Raw genomic sequence first — 18,797 nt, forward strand, 5'->3', positions numbered from 1 at the left:
ATGACTCAAAAAACCGTATCACAAATGGATTTACAACGCTTGATGGATGGCACGCATCATGACCCTTTTCAGGTGTTGGGAGTGCATCAAACCGACCAGGCCTGGGAGATTCGCGAATGGTTGCCCACCGCGAAGTCGGCCGAGGTTGATGGCGATATTAAGCTGAGTCGCATTGAAGGCAGTGACTTGTTTGTGGGAACCTTGACCGCCACCCAAAAGAAAGCATTGCCGGCACACTATGAAGTGAGTTGGCGCGAAGCGGATGGGTTGAGTTATTCGGCGGTATCTCCGTACACGTTTTGGCCGCAGTTGGGAGAGTTGGATTTGCATCTGTATGCCGAAGGCCGACATTGGCAGTTGTATGACTTATTGGGCGCTCAGGTTAAAGAGATAGACGGTATTCACGGTGTTCAGTTTGCGGTTTGGGCACCCGCCGCCAATCGTGTGTCGGTAATTGGCGATTTTAACGGCTGGAATGGCCTACGCCATCCCATGCGCACCAATGGTACCTCCGGGGTCTGGGAGTTGTTTATTCCGGGTTTGCAAGCCGGCGATATTTATAAGTTTGAAATTCGCAACCAGCGCACGGGCCATTCATTGGTGAAGACTGACCCGTTTGCCAAACAAATGGAAGTGCGGCCTTTAACGGGATCCGTGGTCAGTGAGACCGCGTTTGAATGGCAGGACCAAGATTGGATGCTTCAACGGGAAAGTTTCGATTGGCAGCAGACCCCAATGAATATTTACGAAGTTCACTTGGGGTCCTGGCAACGCGATCACGACGGCCATTTTTTGAACTACCGGGAAGCCGCTCACCGTTTGGTGGAATACGTTAATTGGATGGGGTATACCCATATCGAGTTACTACCGATTTCCGAGCATCCTTTGGATGAATCTTGGGGGTACCAGACGTCCGGTTATTATGCGCCCACCAGTCGTTTCGGTTCGCCGGACGACTTCCGTTATTTTGTGGATCATTGCCATCAAAACGGCATCGGCGTGTTTCTGGATTGGGTGCCGGCGCACTTTCCAAAGGACGAATTTGCCCTAGCGCGCTTTGACGGTTCGGCACTGTACGAGCATGAAGACCCAAGAAAAGGTGAACACCGTGACTGGGGAACCTATATTTTCAACTTTGGTCGTAACGAAGTGCGCAACTTTCTGCTGGCCAATGCGCTCTATTGGTTAAAAGAATTCCATATTGACGGATTGCGAGTGGATGCGGTGGCGTCGATGCTGTACTTGGATTACTCGCGCGAGGCAGGAGATTGGGTGCCGAATGAATATGGCGGACGGGAAAACCTGGAAGCGATTGAGTTTTTAAAAACACTGAATGCCGAGGTGCATTCACAATGTCCAGGCACGGTCATGATGGCGGAAGAATCGACCTCCTGGCCAATGGTGTCGCGTCCCACCTGGATGGGCGGGTTAGGCTTTTCCATGAAATGGAATATGGGTTGGATGAATGATACGCTGGATTTTTTCGAAAAGGACCCTGTGTATCGGCCTTTCCATCATAATCAGTTAACGTTTAGCCAAATGTACGCCTATTCGGAAAACTTTATTTTGCCGTTGTCGCACGATGAAGTCGTGCACCTCAAACACGCGCTGGTCAGCAAAATGCCGGGGGATAATTGGCAAAAAATGGCTAATATGCGTCTGCTGATGGCGTACCAATCGTTGAATCCTGGCAAAAAGTTATTGTTTATGGGTTCGGAGTTCGCGCAATGGCAGGAGTGGAGTGAAAGCCGAGGGTTGGACTGGTATTTATGTGATCAGAGTGCGAACCGTGGTGTACAACTGCTGGTGCGGGACCTGAATCATCTTTACCGAGAGTCGTCGGCCTTGTATGCGCATGATTTTGACGCAGAAGGTTTTCAATGGATTGATTGTCATGATTATGAGCAGTCGGTGTTGAGTTTTATGCGGGTTTCCGATACGGAAAAATTGATTTGCGTGTTCAATTTCACGCCGGTGCCGAGGGATAATTATCGTATCGGTTTGCCGGAAGCCGGTGTATATGAAGAAATCGTTAATACCGATGCGGAAGTGTATGGCGGCAGCAATCTGGGTAATGGTGGACAGTTGCATAGTGATGACCAGGCCTGGATGAATTTACCTTATTCGACGTCTTTAATGTTACCGCCTTTGGGGGCGGTGGTGTTGAGACGACAACGCTAATGTTTGGAGAGAAATAACGTCCATGAAAATTCTGTTTGCGACTTCCGAAGCACATCCTCTGATTAAAACCGGCGGACTAGCCGATGTGTCCGGCAGTTTACCCGATGCTTACCGTCACCAGAAACAACAGGTACGTTTGATAATGCCGGCTTACGGGGATGTTTGGGAAAAGGTTTCCCACATCTCGCAAATTGCCGATTTCATGGTGCCGGCCTGCGGTCGCGATCTGCATGTTCGTATTTTGAAAGCCAAGGCGGACGGCATTGATGTGCCGATTTGGTTAGTGGATATCCCGGAGTTGTTTCACCGTCCTGGTAACCCTTATTTGGCGTTGGATGGTCGAGACTGGTGGGATAATGGCGAGCGTTTCGGCATTTTTTCCAAAGCCGTGGTGGAGGTCGCCATGAACCGGGTCGGACTGGGCTGGAAACCCGATCTGGTTCAATCCAATGACTGGCAAACGGGATTGGTGCCGGCTTTGCTGACGCGCGAAACCGAACGGCCAAAAACCCTGTTTACCATTCACAACATGGCGTATGCCGGATTGTTTCCAAAAAGCCTGTTTGAAGGGTTGGCTCTGCCATGGGAATGGTGGTCTGCCGACAGAGGGATTGAATTTTACGGCAATATGTCAATGTTGAAAGCCGGCATTCAAATGGCGGATTGGGTGACGACGGTCAGCCCGTCCTATGCCAAGGAAATTACCTATCCGGAGTACGCGTATGGCTTGGAAGGTGTCTTAATGCGCCGTGAAGAGGAAGGGCGTTTGGTCGGTATTTTGAATGGCATTGACGGTGATGTTTGGAATCCGCAGACGGACCCTTTTATCGCGAAACATTATTCGTCGGAAAAAGGCCGCGTGGCGGCGAAAAAACAGAACAAGCAATCCATGTTGGATTTTTGGGATATGCCGCAAGCTGTGCTGGAATCCGATGACCCGGTTATCGGTTTGGTGGGGCGGTTGGTGCCGCAAAAAGGCATTGATATTGTGTTGGAAATTCTGCCGGAGTTGATTGAGCAGACGTCGGCACGTTTTGTTTTGGTGGGGACCGGGGAGAGCCATTACGAATATTTGTTGAATGAGATGGCGCACCGTTATCCCGAACGGGTGCTCGTGTACATCGGGTATTCCGAATCTCTGGCACACAAAGTCGAAGCCGGAGCGGATCTGTTTTTAATGCCGTCTCGTTTTGAGCCGTGCGGATTGAACCAAATGTACAGTTTGATTTACGGTACGCCACCGATTGTGCATTCCACGGGTGGATTGGCCGATACGGTGGTGAATGCCACCAAAGAAAACCTTGCGGCGGGTACGGCGACCGGTTTCGTGTTTTATGACCCGAGTCGGCATGCGCTGAAATCGACCATTTTGCATGCTTTATATTTGTACGGTAAGAAGCGCACTTGGCAAAAATTACAGAAAACCGGCATGCGAAAAGACTTCAGTTGGGATCGCAGCGCAAAACAGTATTTAGCGCTGTTTAAATAACCGGAAATGCCTTTCGAACAGAGGTTCGGAAACGTAAATAGACAGAGTGGTGGGCAACGTTGCCTAATTAAAATTTTCAAATTTTGGAGTTGGTGGTTATGGCAAAGAAAAAACAGACGAAAGCGGAAATAGATCACGAAAAACACATTTTCGAGTTGCTCAAAAAAATGGGTATGTCGGAAAAGGATATTGAGGCCGACTTCGTCCACTATTTGTATAACATGTTGGGTCGGGACATTGAATCCGATGCCTATTATCAATTCAAGGCCATGTCTTATACGGTGCGCGACCGTTTGATGATGCATTGGAAGGATACCTGGAAAGCCTATAACGGTGGCAAAAATAAAAAAGCCTATTACCTGTCGATGGAATTTTTGATTGGGCGTTCCTTATCCAATAACCTGTTGAATTTGGGGATTGAAACCGAAGCCGAAAAAGCCATGTATCAACTGGGCGGCTCCTTGGAAATGATTGAAGAGGCCGAAAAAGACGCCGGCTTGGGCAATGGTGGCTTAGGGCGTTTAGCCGCTTGCTTTATGGATTCTTGCGCCACGCTGGGCTTGCCAGTGATGGGGTATGGTTTGCGGTATGAATACGGCATGTTCAAACAGCTGATTAAAAACGGCTATCAAGTGGAAGAACCGGATCACTGGCTTGGATTTGGTTATTATCCGTGGGAAATTCAACGTTCCGAATACACGCGTGTTATTAAATTTGGCGGTCACAGTCGGCAATTTACCGACCCGCATACTGGCGAACTTATTGTGCACTGGGAAGACGCTGAAGAAGTGTTTGCCGTACCGTTCGATGTGCCGATTCCCGGATACAAAAACGGTGTGGTCAACACCTTACGTCTATGGTCGGCCGAAGCGACAGAGGGCTTTAATCTATCTGAGTTCAACCAAGGATCGTATTTTGAAGCGGTGGCGGATAAAAGCGATGCCGAAAACATCACCATGGTACTTTATCCGAACGATAGCAGTGAAAACGGTAAAGAACTGCGTCTGCGTCAACAATACTTTTTGGTGTCCGCCTCGTTGCAAGATGTGGTGTGTCAGTGGGTGAATAAGTTTGGCGACGATTTTTCCGATTTTGCCGAGCATAATGTTTTCCAATTGAACGACACCCACCCGAGCCTGGCGGTGGCGGAATTGATGCGTATTTTGATTGATGATCGTAAATTGCATTGGGATGAAGCTTGGACGATCGTGTCAAACTCTATGGCTTATACCAACCACACTTTGTTGCCGGAAGCCCTGGAACGCTGGTCGGTGTCGTTGTTTGAAAAACTCTTACCGCGCGTGCTGGAAATTATTTACGAAATTAATGCGCGTTTTATGAAACAAGTAGCGATGAAGTGGCCGGGAGACGTCGCGCGTCAAAGACGTATGTCGATTATTGATGAGCATAATCACGTGTGCATGGCATATTTGGCGATTGTCGGCAGTTTTTCCATTAATGGGGTGGCGGCGTTGCATTCGCAATTGTTGAAAGAAGGCTTGTTCAATGATTTCTGCCAACTGTGGCCGGAACGTTTTAACAACAAAACCAACGGTGTGACGCAACGTCGTTGGATGGCCAGTTGTAACCCTGGATTAAAGGATTTGCTGGATGAAAAAATCGGTGAACAATGGGTGACGAACCTCGAGCAGTTAAGCAAAATTGAAGAAAGTGTCAATGACAAGGCTTTTCGCCAGACCTGGATGGCCATAAAACGTGAAAATAAACAGCGGTTAGCCGATTTGGTCGAAAAAGAAACTGGGGTGAAGTTTGATGTCACCGCGTTGTTTGATGTGCAGGTTAAGCGCATTCATGAATATAAGCGCCAGTTACTGAATATCCTGCACGTTATTCATCTTTACGCGCGCATCAAGCGAGGTGATACCGATAATTGGACGAACCGTTGTGTCATTATTGGCGGTAAAGCGGCACCTGGCTATGAAATGGCCAAAAAAATCATTAAGCTGGTCAACAGTGTCGCGGATATCGTCAACTCCGACCCGGATGTCGGTGATAAATTGAAAGTGGCGTTCATTCCGAATTATCGAGTTTCGGCGATGGAAGTCATCGCGCCAGGAGCGGATTTGTCCGAGCAAATTTCCACGGCGGGTAAAGAAGCGTCCGGTACCGGGAATATGAAATTCATGATGAACGGCGCGATCACCATCGGTACGCTGGATGGCGCCAATGTCGAAATTCTGGATGCCGTCGGCCAGGAAAATTTCTTTTTGTTTGGGTTGAAAACGCCCGAAGTGGCCGAGTTGCGGCAGCATTATTATCCGCAAGGCTATATCGATACCGACTCGGATTTGCAAGCCGTGTTCGGGTTGCTGGAAGCCGGGCACTTTAATCAGTTGGAGCCGGGCATTTTTGACGGCATTATCCAATCAATTAAAAGCCCGAATGATCCCTGGATGACGTTGGCGGATTTCCGCAGTTATGTCGAAGCGCAAGAGGAAGTCGCCTTGGCCTTCCAGAACCACAGTCGCTGGAACACCATGAGTATTATCAATTCAGCGCGCAGTGGCATCTTTTCGACCGACCGAACCATGCGTGAATATAATGATGACATCTGGAAGTTGAAACCGATTAAAATGTCCTGAACAGGCGGCTGAGTGTTATTGTAAATTTCACCAGGCCTGGTTACTTTTTATGGAGTGATTGGTTTTGATGTTTGAATGGGGGAGTTGAGGCTCCCAGTTCAGGCTGGCGTGATCGTTTTGTTGACGGAAAAAGCAATAATGAATTATGGATTGATGTATGGACTATATCATTGAGGCCGTATCGACGGTTTCCGGTTGGATGCGGCCTTATTTATTGGAAATCGGTCTGTCGATGGTGGCAACCTTACTGGTGATTTACGGCAACGATATTACCGACTTTATTCGCAAGCAGATCGGCAGTTTGAAGTTTATCTTGAAGCTAACGCTGTTTGTGTTGTTTTGTGCCTTTGGGTTTGCGTTTTTGACGTCTTTTGTTACGCCGTTACTGGTTGGGTTTCTGGCGAAAACGCCGGATGTGTGGTTAGCGCCATTGGTCATCGCTATCTTTTTCGGTATTGGATTACTGGCCCAGAAAAAACGCATGCTGTAGGTGGCATTGTTGAGTTTGAATTACATCACTCAAGAGGGCTTTTACCGTTTATCGGAAGAGTTGAGTTATCTCTGGAAAGTAAAACGCCCGGAAATTGTTCGGGCCATTAGTACCGCCGCTGCAGAAGGGGATCGCTCCGAAAACGCGGAATACATTTACCGTAAAAAAGAATTGCGGGAAACCGATCGTAAAATTCGCTATTTGGAGCGTCATCTGAAAGACATTCAAGTGGTGCGTGACAAGCCAAGACAGCGAGATAAAGTCTTTTTCGGGGCAAGCGTCCTGCTGGAAGATGAAGCCGGAGAGCGGGTTTGTTACCGCATTGTCGGTGGTTTGGAAGTGCGACTGGAAGAAAATGAGATTTCTGTAGCGTCCCCTGTTGCAAAAGCATTGCTTGGAAAACAACTCGGAGACGATGTTGTCGTGTTTTTGCCCGACAGTCGGAAAGTGGAGTATACATTGCTTGAAATCCAATATTGAGGTGTGCCGGGTTTCATTTTAAAATCGAATTTGTGTGGACAAACAGAAGGAAAAAACATGAAAAAAATGCTCTGTTTTGGCTTATTGGTTGCGGCCAGTACGATGTCAGCTTGCAGTACTCAGGAAACAAAAGACGAGACGGCGGAAAAACAAAACCCTCTCGCGGTAGCCGATTGCGTGTTTCCAAACACCAATGTGGCCGCGCCGGGTTGGATTTGTGATGAGCCGGTGGATAGTTTGGCCATTAGTGCGGTAGGGATTGCCGAGCCGTCCAAGGCAGGCATCAGTTTTATGAAAGATATGGCGGCTGCAGATGGTCGTGGTCGTCTGGCCGAGCAGATTAAAGTGCAAGTCCAAAAAATGGTGAAGCAGTATCTGGGCACCACGGGTGTCGGTGATACTGAAACCGTGGATGCCGCCGCCAGCTCCACATTAAAAACCATCACCAATCAAAGCCTGGTGGGGTCCAAGGTGTATAAGACTCGAACCGGTCCGAATGGTAAGCTGTATGCTTTGGTCGGAATGGATAAAGCGACTCAGGATAAAATCGTCGAAACCGCCGTGCGTACATCGATGAAAAATGACCAGGCCCTGTGGCAGCAATTTAAAGCCAAACAAAGTTTTGATGAAATGGCGCGAGACATTGCCAATCAACAGGTCCAGTAATGGCTTGATTATCTGACCAAACGATAAGTTTGGTCGGCTATTTGCTAGGAATTGAGCCATTTTAAAAACAAGAGGAAGTGACGATGGGATGGGTGATAAAAGATCATTACGAAGATGAGTACGATTTTGAAGTCGATCGAATGAATCTGGAAGCCTTGGACATCACGGCTTTTTCTTGCCCGAAACTGCGCATTATTGAAGTGCCGGTCGATGAAAGCGATTTGGAAAAAATTGAACAGGTTTATGAAATTCTGTTCCCCGGGTTGTTTGAAGACATGGCTGAGATGATGGACAGTGACGAGGCACGCGACCCTTATCGGGTCCGTTACTATTACAAGCGTCGTAAGTCCGATTCAGGGCAATTGTGAATGTTTGGTAAATAGTTCTTTAAAATCATATTGTTATGATCTCTATTTGGGGCTGGATTGGTGCAACAAGTTGCAGTTTGGTTTGAAACTTGTTACAATCTAGTCAATTTCATAACCCAAATAGGTTAAGTCATCTTTTTTTCAGCTGTATTTAATACACTGTCATTTGCGTTTAGGCGCCGTTCTTCTTTAGACCAACGTTGGTCGAGTCTAATCCAAAGGATCAGTCCTGAGGAGTCAACCGTAACCGTTTCCCCAATGCGAACTTTTACCCTAGGTGGTACAGGGGCCATGGATGAAACGAATGTTAGCACTGGAAGTTTCAGTGTCACGCCTGTCTTTTTGCGGTTGGTTGAACCATTAACCTTTCAAGTCTTAAAAAAATATCATGGATACTCAAAAATCTGAAGCGTCCGTTCAATTTAGAAAACCTAAATTGGAAGACGGACTGGCTATTTATCACTTAATCCAGGCCTCACCGCCGTTGGATGTGAATTCAAGCTATTTATATTTTCTGCAAGCGTCGCATTTTGCCGATACTTGTTCGGTGGCAGAAGTTGATGGTCAAATCGTCGGCTTTATTTCCGCCTATTATCGACCGGATCGGCCCGGCTCACTGTTTGTTTGGCAGGTGGCCATATCCGATACCATGCGAGGTCAAGGCATGGCCAAACGTTTGTTGGCGGCCTTGCTTAAGCAACAGCCGAAAGGCGGCGTGACGGAACTGTGTTGTACCATCAGTCCGTCCAATCAAGCGTCGCAAGGGTTGTTTAAATCATTTGCCAGACAACACGGACTGACGTTAAAGGTCGCTCCTTTCATCACTGAAGCGCATTTTGGCGATGAAGGGCACGAAGCGGAAGAGTTGTACTCCCTGACGTCGGAAACCGAATCAACGATTACACTTTAAAATTTTCAAAGGAACTCAAAACATGACATTAGAGACATTTAATAAATATGAATCGGAAGTGCGTGGTTATATTCGTTCGTTTCCGACCATTTTCGATAAATCCAAAATGGCTGAAATCTGGGACGTGGACGGCAAACGTTACATTGACTTCTTCGCCGGTGCCGGTGCCCTGAATTATGGTCACAATAACCCGGACATCAATGACGCTTTGATTGAATACTTGAAGCACGACGGTATCGGGCATGCATTGGACATGGGGACGGTCGCGAAAAAAGATTTCATCGAAAGCTTTGTGTACAACGTGCTGGAACCGCGCGATATGGAATACAAGCTGCAGTTTGTCGGCCCAACCGGGACCAACGCCATTGAAACCGCATTGAAGATTGCCCGTAAGGTCAAAGGCCGTAAGCAGGTCATGTCCTTCACTAACGGTTTCCACGGTATGTCGATGGGGTCCTTGAGTATTACCGGTAACAGTTATTACCACGACGAAAGTTACGGTGTGCCGGGTTATACCACTCAGGTGCCGTTTCATAAGTATCTGGGCGACAAGGTCGATACCATCGCTTACCTTCGTAAAATTCTAGAAGATGCGTCCAGTGGCACGGAATTGCCGGCGGCGATTGTATTGGAAACCATCCAGGCCGAAGGCGGGATCAACGTTTCCGGTGAACAGTGGTTGCGCGATTTACGTCAAATCTGTGACGATTTCGACATCTTGATGGTGGCGGATGAAATTCAGGTCGGTAATGGTCGTTCCGGAGACTTCTTCAGTTTCGAACGTGCAGGCATTAAGCCGGACATTATTACGTTGTCGAAATCGATTGGTGCCGGCCAGCCAATGGCATTGGTGCTGCTGAAGCCGGAGCTGGACCAATGGAGTCCGGGCGAACACTCGGGAACCTTCCGCGGGAATAACCTGGCATTTGTTTCTTCAAGCGTGGCCTTGAAAAAATATTGGTCCGACGACAGTTTCTCAAAAGAAGTGAAAGCGAAAGCCGCTTTGGTGCAAGCGCGTATGGAGAAATTGGCGCTGCGTTTTCCACAGTATGTGCGCGAAATTCGCGGGCATGGCATGATTTGGGGGGCGGAGTTTAAAGATCCGGACATGACGTCTAAAGTCTGTACACAAGCCTTTGAAGATGGCTTGGTCATTGAAACGGCGGGTGCCGGCGATGAAGTGATTAAGTTCTTGGGGCCATTGGTGATTACCGAAGACTTGATTAACGAAGGCTTTGATATTTTGGAAGGCGCGGTTGAGAAAGTCGGCAAGTAATTTTTGCCTGCAAACGACAACCCTTGCAACAAAAACGATTAGGAGAAAACATGATTGTTCGTAACTTATATGACGATATTATCGGAACCGATGCCGATGTAGATGATAAGCAGTGGACCAGCCGCCGCCTGTTATTGGCCAAAGACGGGATGGGCTTTTCGTTGCACGATACCTTGATCAAAGAAGGTGAAGAACTGCATCTGTGGTACAAGAACCACTTGGAAGCGGTGTATTGCATTGAAGGTGAAGGCGAAATTGAAGAGAAGAAAAACGGTAAAGTTCACGCTATCCGTGAAGGCACCGTTTATGCCTTGAATGAAAACGATCAGCATATTCTGAAAGCCAATAAAGGCAGCCAGATGCGCATGGTGTGTGTGTTCAATCCGCCGGTCACCGGGCGTGAAACACATGACGAAGACGGTTCTTACGTCTTAGTGGAAGAGGCTTAAACCTTATCGTCTTTTAGCATCGATTTGATCGAGCTTGAAAATGCCCAGGCCTGGGCATTTTTCCCTTTTAAATAACGGAGTGTTTTTTTTAAAAAATTACCATGTCAAACACACATAAAAATCAGTTGAGTGTCGAAAAAATCGGCGGCACGTCAATGAGTGATTACCCGGCGGTTCGAGACAATATCATTTTGTATCCGGATAGCCCTTACCGGCGTATTTTTGTGGTGTCGGCCTACGGCGGCATCACCAATGACTTGCTGGAACATAAAAAGACCGACCAACCCGGCGTTTATGGCTTGTTTGCCAATGATGACGTTGAGGATGATTGGCGCATTGCTTTGGACCAGTTGAGTCTGAAACTGAATAAAATTAATGCCGATTTGTTCGATGACGATGATGTGCGTGTCAAAGCCAATGCGTTTATCGATGAACGTTTTGCCGAAACCAAACAGTTGTTGAATCATCTGCAGGATTTGTGCCGACACGGCCACTTTTCGCTGGAAAGTCACCTATTGACGGTGCGCGAACTTCTGGCCAGTCTTGGGGAAGCCCACAGTGCCTGGAATCTAGCGCACTTATTGCAGCAAGAAGGCGTTAATGCACGGTTTGTTGATTTAACCGGCTGGCAGGCGGATAGGACACTGTCTTTGGACGAGATGATTAAGGTGCATTTAGGCGAAGTGGATTTTTCGCGTGAATTGCCGATTGTCACTGGCTATGCCCATTGTCAGGAAAACCTGATGCACACGTTTGATCGAGGGTACAGCGAAATGACGTTCAGTCGAATTGCGGTTCTGACTGAAGCGAGCGAAGCGGTGATACACAAAGAGTATCACCTTAGCAGTGCCGACCCCAAGCTGGTGGGCGAAGAGAATGTGGTGCCGATTGGTAAGACCAATTATGACATTGCCGACCAGCTCGCCAACTTAGGCATGGAAGCGGTGCACCCTAAGGCTGCGCAAGGCTTGCGTCAGGCTCAAATTCCACTGCGGATTAAAAACACCTTTGATCCGGGGCATCACGGTACCATCTTTACCGAAGATTACGTCAGCGAATTCCCGCAGGTGGAAATCATTGCCGGTATGCAGCACTTGATTGCACTGGAAGTGTTCGATCAGGAAATGATGGGGCAGCAGGGGCATTATGAAAAGGTTCTGATTGATACCAGTAACCGCCTCAAATGCCAGGTCATTACCAAGGATTTCAATGCCAATACCATTACTTTATATTTGAGTGCATCCTTGAAGAAAGTGAAGCGCCTTTCGGAACAGTTGCAACAGGCCTTGCCGACCGCGACCATCAATACCAGTAAAGTGGCCTTGGCGTCTGCGATGGGCAGTGATATGCGTATTAAAGGCCTGCTGGCCAAAGCGGTTCAGACGCTATTTGATCAAGGGATTAACGTTGAAGCGATTCATCAAAATACCCGTCAGGTCGAAATGCAGTTTTTTGTAAACGAAACGGATTTCGAAAAGGCGGTCAAAGCTTTGCACTCCAAATTGATTGAAGTCCATGATCACGGGAAGGCGATATGCGAACATTGATCTTATTGGGATTAGCACTGTTTTTAGCCTCGGTAACAGCTGGCGCGGCTGATCAACGGCACAGCAAAGAAACACAGGATGTGGAACAGCTCAAGGAACCGATGTACAACCCTTTTATTGAACGGTATGTCATGGATGAGTTGAAGCAGTTGCGGGTCGATATGAATAATTTGCGTGTTGAAATCACCAAAGAAGTGACTAATCGCGAACTGTCGGCCACTTCCCGTGCTGTTGGGTATGCGACCGATACGGTGACCTATTTCTTTTACCTGATTGCCGGTATTTCCTCCGTTCTCCTTTTGGTTGGGTGGAATTCCATGCGTGAAGTGAAAGAGAAGGTTCTCAGCCTCGCCGACAGCAAAGTCGATAAGGTTATTGAGGAATACGAAGCGCGTTTGGCGAAGTTGGAAGAAGAGCTTAACCGAAAATCACGCGGCATTACCAATGCTCAGAAACGATTGTCGCAACATCAGGACATTCATAGTCTGTGGTTGAAAGCGGGGCAAGAGCAAATTCTCAGTAACCGTATGGCGATTTACGACCAGATACTGGAGCTGGATCCTGGCAATACCGAAGCCATGACTTACAAGGCGGATGCAGCGCTTGAAATGGGTGAACCCCAGTGGGCGGTGAACCTGTGTAATCAGGCATTGCGTATCGATCCTGAGAACACGCATGCATTTTATCAGTTAGCCGGCGCTTATGCCTTGATGGATAAAGCGGCTGAGGCCATCGATTTTCTACAAACAGCCTTGCAGAATTCTGAGGGTTATAAAGAGCAGGTGCAAAACGATCCGGTCTTTAAGTCTTTGCAGGACAACCCCGATTTTCAAAAACTTCTGCAAGAAGACGAAGTCACCCCTCCTGCTTAATCAGAGTTTGTATGTCTTTACGACGAGGCTTTTCTAAGCCTCGTTCTTTTCAAGTTCCATTTTTTATCCACATTATTTGCCTGTATTTATGTATAAATACGGACTATTGGCGAAACGCCCTAGCACCATGCTATGATGCGTGCCAATAATGGCGTGCCATGCTCACAATCCGTGATGTGGTGAGCTGTAAATAACAAAAAAGGTGGGTAACTAGATGACTAAAATTTGGCAAGCCGTCGGCATTGTGTTTTTGACCGTTATGAGTTTCCAAGCGTCAGCCGCGGATTTTTTCGATGAAACGTTTGGCAACCTGCAAGAAGAGTTGGAAGTGGCCAAGGATGATGGCAAACAGGGTATTTTTATTTTCTTCCATATGGAAGAATGCCCATTTTGTGACCGGATGAAAAATACCATTCTGAATAAGCCCGATGTCATTAAATATTTCAAACAGCACTTTCTGACGTATCAAATGGATATCGAAGGTTCAAACGATATGGTGAATTTTGATGGTACAGAAGGGACCTCTCAATATTTATCTGAAAAAATATATCGTGTACGGGCGACGCCGGTGATGATTATTTTTGATTTGGAAGGAAAGCCGGTGGTTCGTTATACCGGGCCGACCCGGACCAAAGAAGAATTTATGCTGTTAGGCAAGTATGTTGTTGACGGCGCTTATAAAGATATGTCGTTTACGCGTTATAAAAGACAAAACCGATAGCGGGTGCACTGATGAAATTGAATCCGTTGCGTTTTACTATCCACAGTGTGCTTGTTTTGTCGACGTTGATGACCTCGTCCGCTATGGCGGCCGAAAAAGAGAGCGGTAATACACCACAGGTTACTGGACCGGTAGCCGAGCAGGCTGTTATGCCGGTACACCCTGCTCAGGGGTTGCCGGAGCCTTTAACGCTTGAAAGCGTTATGGCGCTCCCGGAAAGCATTAGCCCGCAAGTCATGCGCGCTAAAGCACGTTATGCCCGGGCCAAAGCACGTTATGATTTGCAAGAAACCGATGATAATTTTGAACTCGACCTGATTGGCCGTTTGGGTTGGCGTGAGTATGATTTTCAACCAGAAGATAACCACTTATTTGGCTTAGCGTTGGGGAAAGAGTTGTATGACTTCGGGCGAAATGACGCCGCTTTGGAAGCTGAAAAGCGTATGTCCGCGGCTCAGAACGAATTGTATGAAGATCAAAAGATCCAATTTCAAATTCGGTTGATGCAGGCGTATTTCAACATCATCCTCGCCGATTTTCAGTACCGAATTGAGAATGAATCCATGGCCGTCGCCTATATCGCCATGGACAAGGCCGAGGATCGTCATGAACTCAATCAATTATCGGACGTTGACTATCTGAAGCTTCAAGCGGATTATGAAAAACTGTTGGTGAAACGAACACGGGCATCGTATGAGCAGCGCCGTACCCGAACCAATCTGGCCAACTTGGTTGGTCGTCCTGACGCCTTGCCGGATAAACTGCGTTTTCCGTCACTGGAGTCGGTCACGAAACGGTCATTGGATGACTTGGGTGTGTATCAAAAACAGGCATTAGCCAGCAACTTGCACTTACACAGTTTGCAGTTAAAGCTCCAAGCCGCAGAATCGCGCTTAAACGGTGAATCGTTAGAAGATATGCCAACCTTCCGGGTGGATGCTTTAGGTGGCTATTCCTCAAACTATGCTTACGGTCGAGAAGGGCGCTGGCGCTTCGATTTGACGATGGATTATCCACTGTATGACGGTGGGGTTCGGTCCGCAAAAGTCAGTGAAGCGCGTGCCGAAGTACAGACGATTCAAGCAGAAATTCATGAATACGAGCAATCGTTGCGAGATCAGGTCGCCGATTTGTATTTTAAATTGCAAATGGCGGAAGCGGAAAAGAAACAAAATAAGGTGTTCGGTGAATATTCCGAGCTGTATCTGGACTACAGTCGTGCACTGTATGAAAACGAATCCACAACCGATTTAGGGGATTCGATGGTGCGTTTGTCGGAAGCGAATTATCAAGTTATTGCCCAGCAATTTCGTGAAACGTTGCATTGGGCACAGTTGGATTATTTGACCGGTAAGCCGGTAGAACTGGAGGCTTACCAATGAGTGAAAAGGAAAATACTATGAAACGATGCTTCATCGGGTGTCTGGTTACCGGAAGTCTTTTTCTGGGCGGAATGCAAGCCGCTTGGGCGGAAGTCGTTCAAATCGGTTCTTTGGTAACCGGCCAGGTTGAAAAGGTGGCCGTTAAAGAGGGGCAGAGTGTGACGGCCGGTCAGTTGTTGATGACCATTGACGATGATCGCTATCAGGCGAAATTAAAAAGGGCACGTGCAGAGGTTAAACTTTGGCAATTAAAATTGGCGGATGCGCAAATTGAGTTGGACCAGGCGTTGGATTTATATGATCGGACCGTAACGGCTAAGCGAGAATTGGATGCATCGCAGTTAGCCTATGATGTTGTGAAGCAGCAACTGGTGAAGGCGCAAGCGAATTTGGAATCTTACCAGGCCTGGTCAAAATACTTTGTGATTAAAGCGCCGGTGGCCGGAAAGGTGGTTAAAGTGAATGCGCCAAAAGGCACAACGGTGTACAAGGAAAATACCCCATTGATTCAGATTGAGCGTTGATTATGGAAGTGTAGGGCGCTCGGGAGAACGGAGTGCCCTTGAGGAAATTACAAGTCTTGGCCAAAGCCGAAAAAAGACCCTTCGATGGCGGTTTGTCGGTCCAAGGCGCTGAGACCTTTAACCGAACGGACAATCAACCAGATCATCCACCAAACAAGAATGATGGCACCGACAAAAACGGTGGCCAGTAGCAAGCCGGCTAATAGGTAAACCAATCCGTACCAGAAGGTTTGAATTTGAAAATCGAAATGGGTTTTTAACCACACCGGCATTTCCGGTTCGCTGCGTTTTACATAGGCCATGACCACACCGATAATCGCGGTCAGGCCAATGACCAATCCGACAAGATACAAGATGTAAATAATCTTGGCATACGTACTGTTGCTGCGCGTTGCCGATTCGATTGATGGTGCCGTTTCCGTAACGTGTTCGCTCATAAACAGGGTCCTCCTTCGTTATTGTTTTTCTGAGAATTTAGAGCTAAGCAAAAATCATTATTATCTATGGGTCTACCTTTCTCCAATTTAATTTTTTTGATTTAAGATCATAGAATTCTATGATGATACGGAAACACGGCTTGCAAAGATTGCCGACTTAAGGTGCCCTTAATAGAGCTTGAGTTTGGGCTTAACTCGACGTTCGATAAATGCATCGAGCAGAATCCAAAGCATTCGCCAGAAGCCATGCAGGGTCATTTGATGTTGGCGGTAAAGGCTGGCGTAAGCCCAGTGAGCTATTTTTCCTTCCAGCATCCAATTCTTTTTGAAAAGCTGGTCGAGCACACTGCCGAATGTCTGGAATCGGCTTAGGGAGAGTAGAGACCCATGATCGCGATAGGTAAACTCAACAAGGGGCTGGCCGTTTACCAAGGCTTGTAAATTGACGGCGCAAGTGGCCGCCATTTGGTGTGCAGCTTGGGCTAAGGGTGGAACCGCTCGGGCTTGGTCTCCCTCGCCTTGTAGTAAACTGGCACAATCACCAATGGCGAAGATATTCGGTTCGCCTGCGACTTGCAGGGTGGGGGTGATTTCAATTTGATGGATTCGATTAGTCGGCAACCCCAAATTTGAAAGGAATTTGGGGGCTTTGACTCCCGCGGCCCATACCAATAAATCGGCTGATAGCGTTTCGTTTTCGGTCACCAATTGCTGAGCCTGAACGTCTTTAATCATGGTCTGGGTTCGTATTTCAACACCGTGTTGTGTGAGCACTCGTTCGGCTTTGATGGCCAGTGCTTCCGGTAAGGCCGGTAAGATGCGGTCGGTGGCTTCGATGAGGGTGACTTGTATACTGGCGGGGTGAATGGCTCGGATACCGAATGTTTCCAGTCGTTCAACGGCGTTGCATAATTCGGCGGCTAATTCCACCCCTGTGGCTCCGGCGCCGACGATGGCCACACGAACCGGATTGGGCGGTGTTTCAGCGGTATGGTTTGACAGCGCCTGCTGGTTCGCGGCTTCTGAAAATTGCATGAAGCGGTTTAAAAATGTCAGATGAAAATCTTCTGCTTCCTGTGCCGAATCCAAGGTGTGGCAATGCTCTCGAACGCGGGTGAGCCCAAAATCGTTACCGCGAGCACCCACCGCCATAATAAGGTAGTCGTAATGAATGGTTCGCTCGCCAAGAATTTCTTTACCGTGGTGGTCGAGTAACGGCGCCAGCGTCAACGTTTGATTGTGTTTGTCCAAGCCAATCATGCGGCCCATGCGAAAATAATAATGGTGCTCGGAAGAATGGGCTCGGTAACTCAGGGCCTCATGTCCGGTATCCAAAGAGCCGGAAGCCACCTCGTGCAGTAGAGGTTTCCAAAGGTGGGTTCGATTGGCATCAATCAAAGTAATATCCGCCTGCCGCTTTTTGCCTAATGTGTTTCCCAGGCGAGTCGCCAACTCCAGTCCACCGGCTCCGCCACCGACAATCACGATTTGTTTCATGTTCTGTCCTTTATTGTTGCTGGTTTGCAAATCAACAGAGGTCGAACCACCATGGGCAACCTGAATTGAAGAAAGTTGATACCGCCATTTTACGTATTAAAAGGCGAGTTGAAAGGGGCTTTTTCAGACTTTGTCTAATTAGTCACAAAAATTTCAAAATAGGGCTTGTCAGAGACAAAATTATCTCTATAAAACACATCAATCAAACACAAGGTTTGAATCATTTTTCCTCTGTAATGACCCAGCCGATTTTACACACAATCAAGTCATTTTCTTGACGCTTCTCTCGCCTGCTCAATACCGTAGCAACACACGGTTTGCGTGTAACGTTTGGAACTGAATATCTGACGCAGCTTCAAAGACTTTTTAGCGGAACTAGGCATCTGAAGCGGCTAATTCATCCCTCTTCCAACGTGACTTCCGCTGCTTTGGAATTGCTTTGGCGGCTAAACCTCCAGCCCAGTAACTTCCGGGTATGGTAATCCATGACTAGCGTTAAACAAGCCCAGCGGCATCAGACTTGTGCCATGTCCGTCGCAGCGTTCATCCGGCCTGGTTGAGGCACTAGTCATGGCTTGCGCCCGAGGACACATGCCTGATTTATGTTTACGGACCTGTCAGCCCATGAGCTGGAATATTCGTTGTACCAGCACGTTGTTGGGCTTGGGTTGGTTTGTGGTAGTAATAGCTATGCCTTGCCATTCCTGGTCACTTGCAAGCCTGCACTACGGTAACCTTGTTGCCCTCCAACGTACTCGTTGAAGTTGTCTTATTCCGACTCTAAGAGTGCCTGTAAATTTTTTCGGAACTGGCTTCACCGTCGGCGGCGTGAAGTTCGTCAATCTTTTCTGATACTGTTGCTCGATGTCTTTTGGATTCGATTTTAGAGCATTTTCCATGCGGCT

The 18,797-nt window shown here is 47.7% G+C and carries 17 protein-coding genes; 15 read left to right on the forward strand and 2 right to left on the reverse strand.

The annotated features are described in order from the left end of the window. The 15 genes from glgB to AC0KH7_RS02555 all read left to right on the forward strand — a co-directional run bounded on the left by glgB (position 1) and on the right by AC0KH7_RS02555 (position 15,958). Complete coding sequence (gene glgB, locus AC0KH7_RS02485; RefSeq protein WP_472370390.1) at positions 1-2,181, forward strand: 1,4-alpha-glucan branching protein GlgB; 2,181 nt, start codon at positions 1-3, stop codon at positions 2,179-2,181. A gap of 22 nt (positions 2,182-2,203) precedes the next feature. Beyond that, positions 2,204-3,670, forward strand: a complete 1,467-nt coding sequence (gene glgA / locus AC0KH7_RS02490) for a glycogen synthase GlgA (RefSeq protein WP_472370392.1) — start codon at positions 2,204-2,206, stop codon at positions 3,668-3,670. Between the two features lie 98 nt (positions 3,671-3,768). Further along, positions 3,769-6,273, forward strand: coding sequence for a glycogen/starch/alpha-glucan phosphorylase (locus AC0KH7_RS02495; protein WP_472370393.1), 2,505 nt, complete (start codon positions 3,769-3,771; stop codon positions 6,271-6,273). Between the two features lie 157 nt (positions 6,274-6,430). Continuing rightward, positions 6,431-6,763 (forward strand): DUF3392 domain-containing protein, encoded by a 333-nt coding sequence (locus AC0KH7_RS02500; RefSeq protein WP_068647624.1) that lies wholly within the window; start codon positions 6,431-6,433, stop codon positions 6,761-6,763. After that, a complete protein-coding gene (gene greB, locus AC0KH7_RS02505; protein ID WP_472370396.1) occupies positions 6,764-7,243 on the forward strand; it encodes a transcription elongation factor GreB in 480 nt (159 codons plus the stop codon). A gap of 57 nt (positions 7,244-7,300) precedes the next feature. Then, complete coding sequence (locus AC0KH7_RS02510; RefSeq protein ID WP_472370397.1) at positions 7,301-7,909, forward strand: LPP20 family lipoprotein; 609 nt, start codon at positions 7,301-7,303, stop codon at positions 7,907-7,909. Between the two features lie 83 nt (positions 7,910-7,992). Beyond that, a complete protein-coding gene (locus AC0KH7_RS02515; protein WP_068647628.1) occupies positions 7,993-8,277 on the forward strand; it encodes a hypothetical protein in 285 nt (94 codons plus the stop codon). 388 nt (positions 8,278-8,665) lie between these two features. Continuing rightward, positions 8,666-9,187 (forward strand): diaminobutyrate acetyltransferase, encoded by a 522-nt coding sequence (gene ectA / locus AC0KH7_RS02520; RefSeq protein WP_472370399.1) that lies wholly within the window; start codon positions 8,666-8,668, stop codon positions 9,185-9,187. Positions 9,188-9,209: 22 nt separating this feature from the next. After that, on the forward strand, positions 9,210-10,463 hold the full coding sequence (gene ectB, locus AC0KH7_RS02525) for a diaminobutyrate--2-oxoglutarate transaminase (protein ID WP_472370401.1): 1,254 nt from the start codon (positions 9,210-9,212) through the stop codon (positions 10,461-10,463). Between the two features lie 50 nt (positions 10,464-10,513). Beyond that, positions 10,514-10,912: an ectoine synthase gene (locus AC0KH7_RS02530; protein ID WP_472370403.1), complete on the forward strand. Its 399-nt coding sequence runs from the start codon at positions 10,514-10,516 to the stop codon at positions 10,910-10,912. Between the two features lie 101 nt (positions 10,913-11,013). Further along, positions 11,014-12,459 carry an aspartate kinase gene (locus tag AC0KH7_RS02535; RefSeq protein WP_472370405.1) on the forward strand — a complete coding sequence of 482 codons (1,446 nt, stop codon included), beginning with the start codon at positions 11,014-11,016 and terminating at the stop codon, positions 12,457-12,459. Continuing rightward, a complete protein-coding gene (locus AC0KH7_RS02540; RefSeq protein ID WP_472370407.1) occupies positions 12,447-13,331 on the forward strand; it encodes a tetratricopeptide repeat protein in 885 nt (294 codons plus the stop codon). Before AC0KH7_RS02535 ends, AC0KH7_RS02540 begins: the two co-directional genes overlap by 13 nt. A 214-nt stretch (positions 13,332-13,545) precedes the next feature. Beyond that, on the forward strand, positions 13,546-14,052 hold the full coding sequence (locus AC0KH7_RS02545; protein WP_472370408.1) for a thioredoxin family protein: 507 nt from the start codon (positions 13,546-13,548) through the stop codon (positions 14,050-14,052). 11 nt (positions 14,053-14,063) lie between these two features. Continuing rightward, the gene (locus tag AC0KH7_RS02550; protein ID WP_472370410.1) at positions 14,064-15,434 is read left to right on the forward strand and encodes a TolC family protein; all 1,371 of its coding nucleotides are present in this window, start codon (positions 14,064-14,066) and stop codon (positions 15,432-15,434) included. A 17-nt stretch (positions 15,435-15,451) separates the two neighbouring features. Next, complete coding sequence (locus AC0KH7_RS02555) at positions 15,452-15,958, forward strand: efflux RND transporter periplasmic adaptor subunit (protein ID WP_472370412.1); 507 nt, start codon at positions 15,452-15,454, stop codon at positions 15,956-15,958. Between the two features lie 47 nt (positions 15,959-16,005). Here the strand turns inward: AC0KH7_RS02555 and AC0KH7_RS02560 are convergent, their stop codons facing one another. Continuing rightward, positions 16,006-16,395: a DUF4870 family protein gene (locus AC0KH7_RS02560; RefSeq protein WP_472370414.1), complete on the reverse strand. Its 390-nt coding sequence runs from the start codon at positions 16,393-16,395 to the stop codon at positions 16,006-16,008. Positions 16,396-16,563: 168 nt separating this feature from the next. Next, entirely contained in the window at positions 16,564-17,892 is a 1,329-nt protein-coding gene (locus tag AC0KH7_RS02565) for an NAD(P)/FAD-dependent oxidoreductase (RefSeq protein ID WP_472370416.1), read from the reverse strand. Positions 17,893-18,797: the final 905 nt, after the last annotated feature.

Origin of the sequence: Hydrogenovibrio sp., assembly GCF_965140365.1 — a bacterium.
GTDB lineage: Bacteria > Pseudomonadota > Gammaproteobacteria > Thiomicrospirales > Thiomicrospiraceae > Hydrogenovibrio.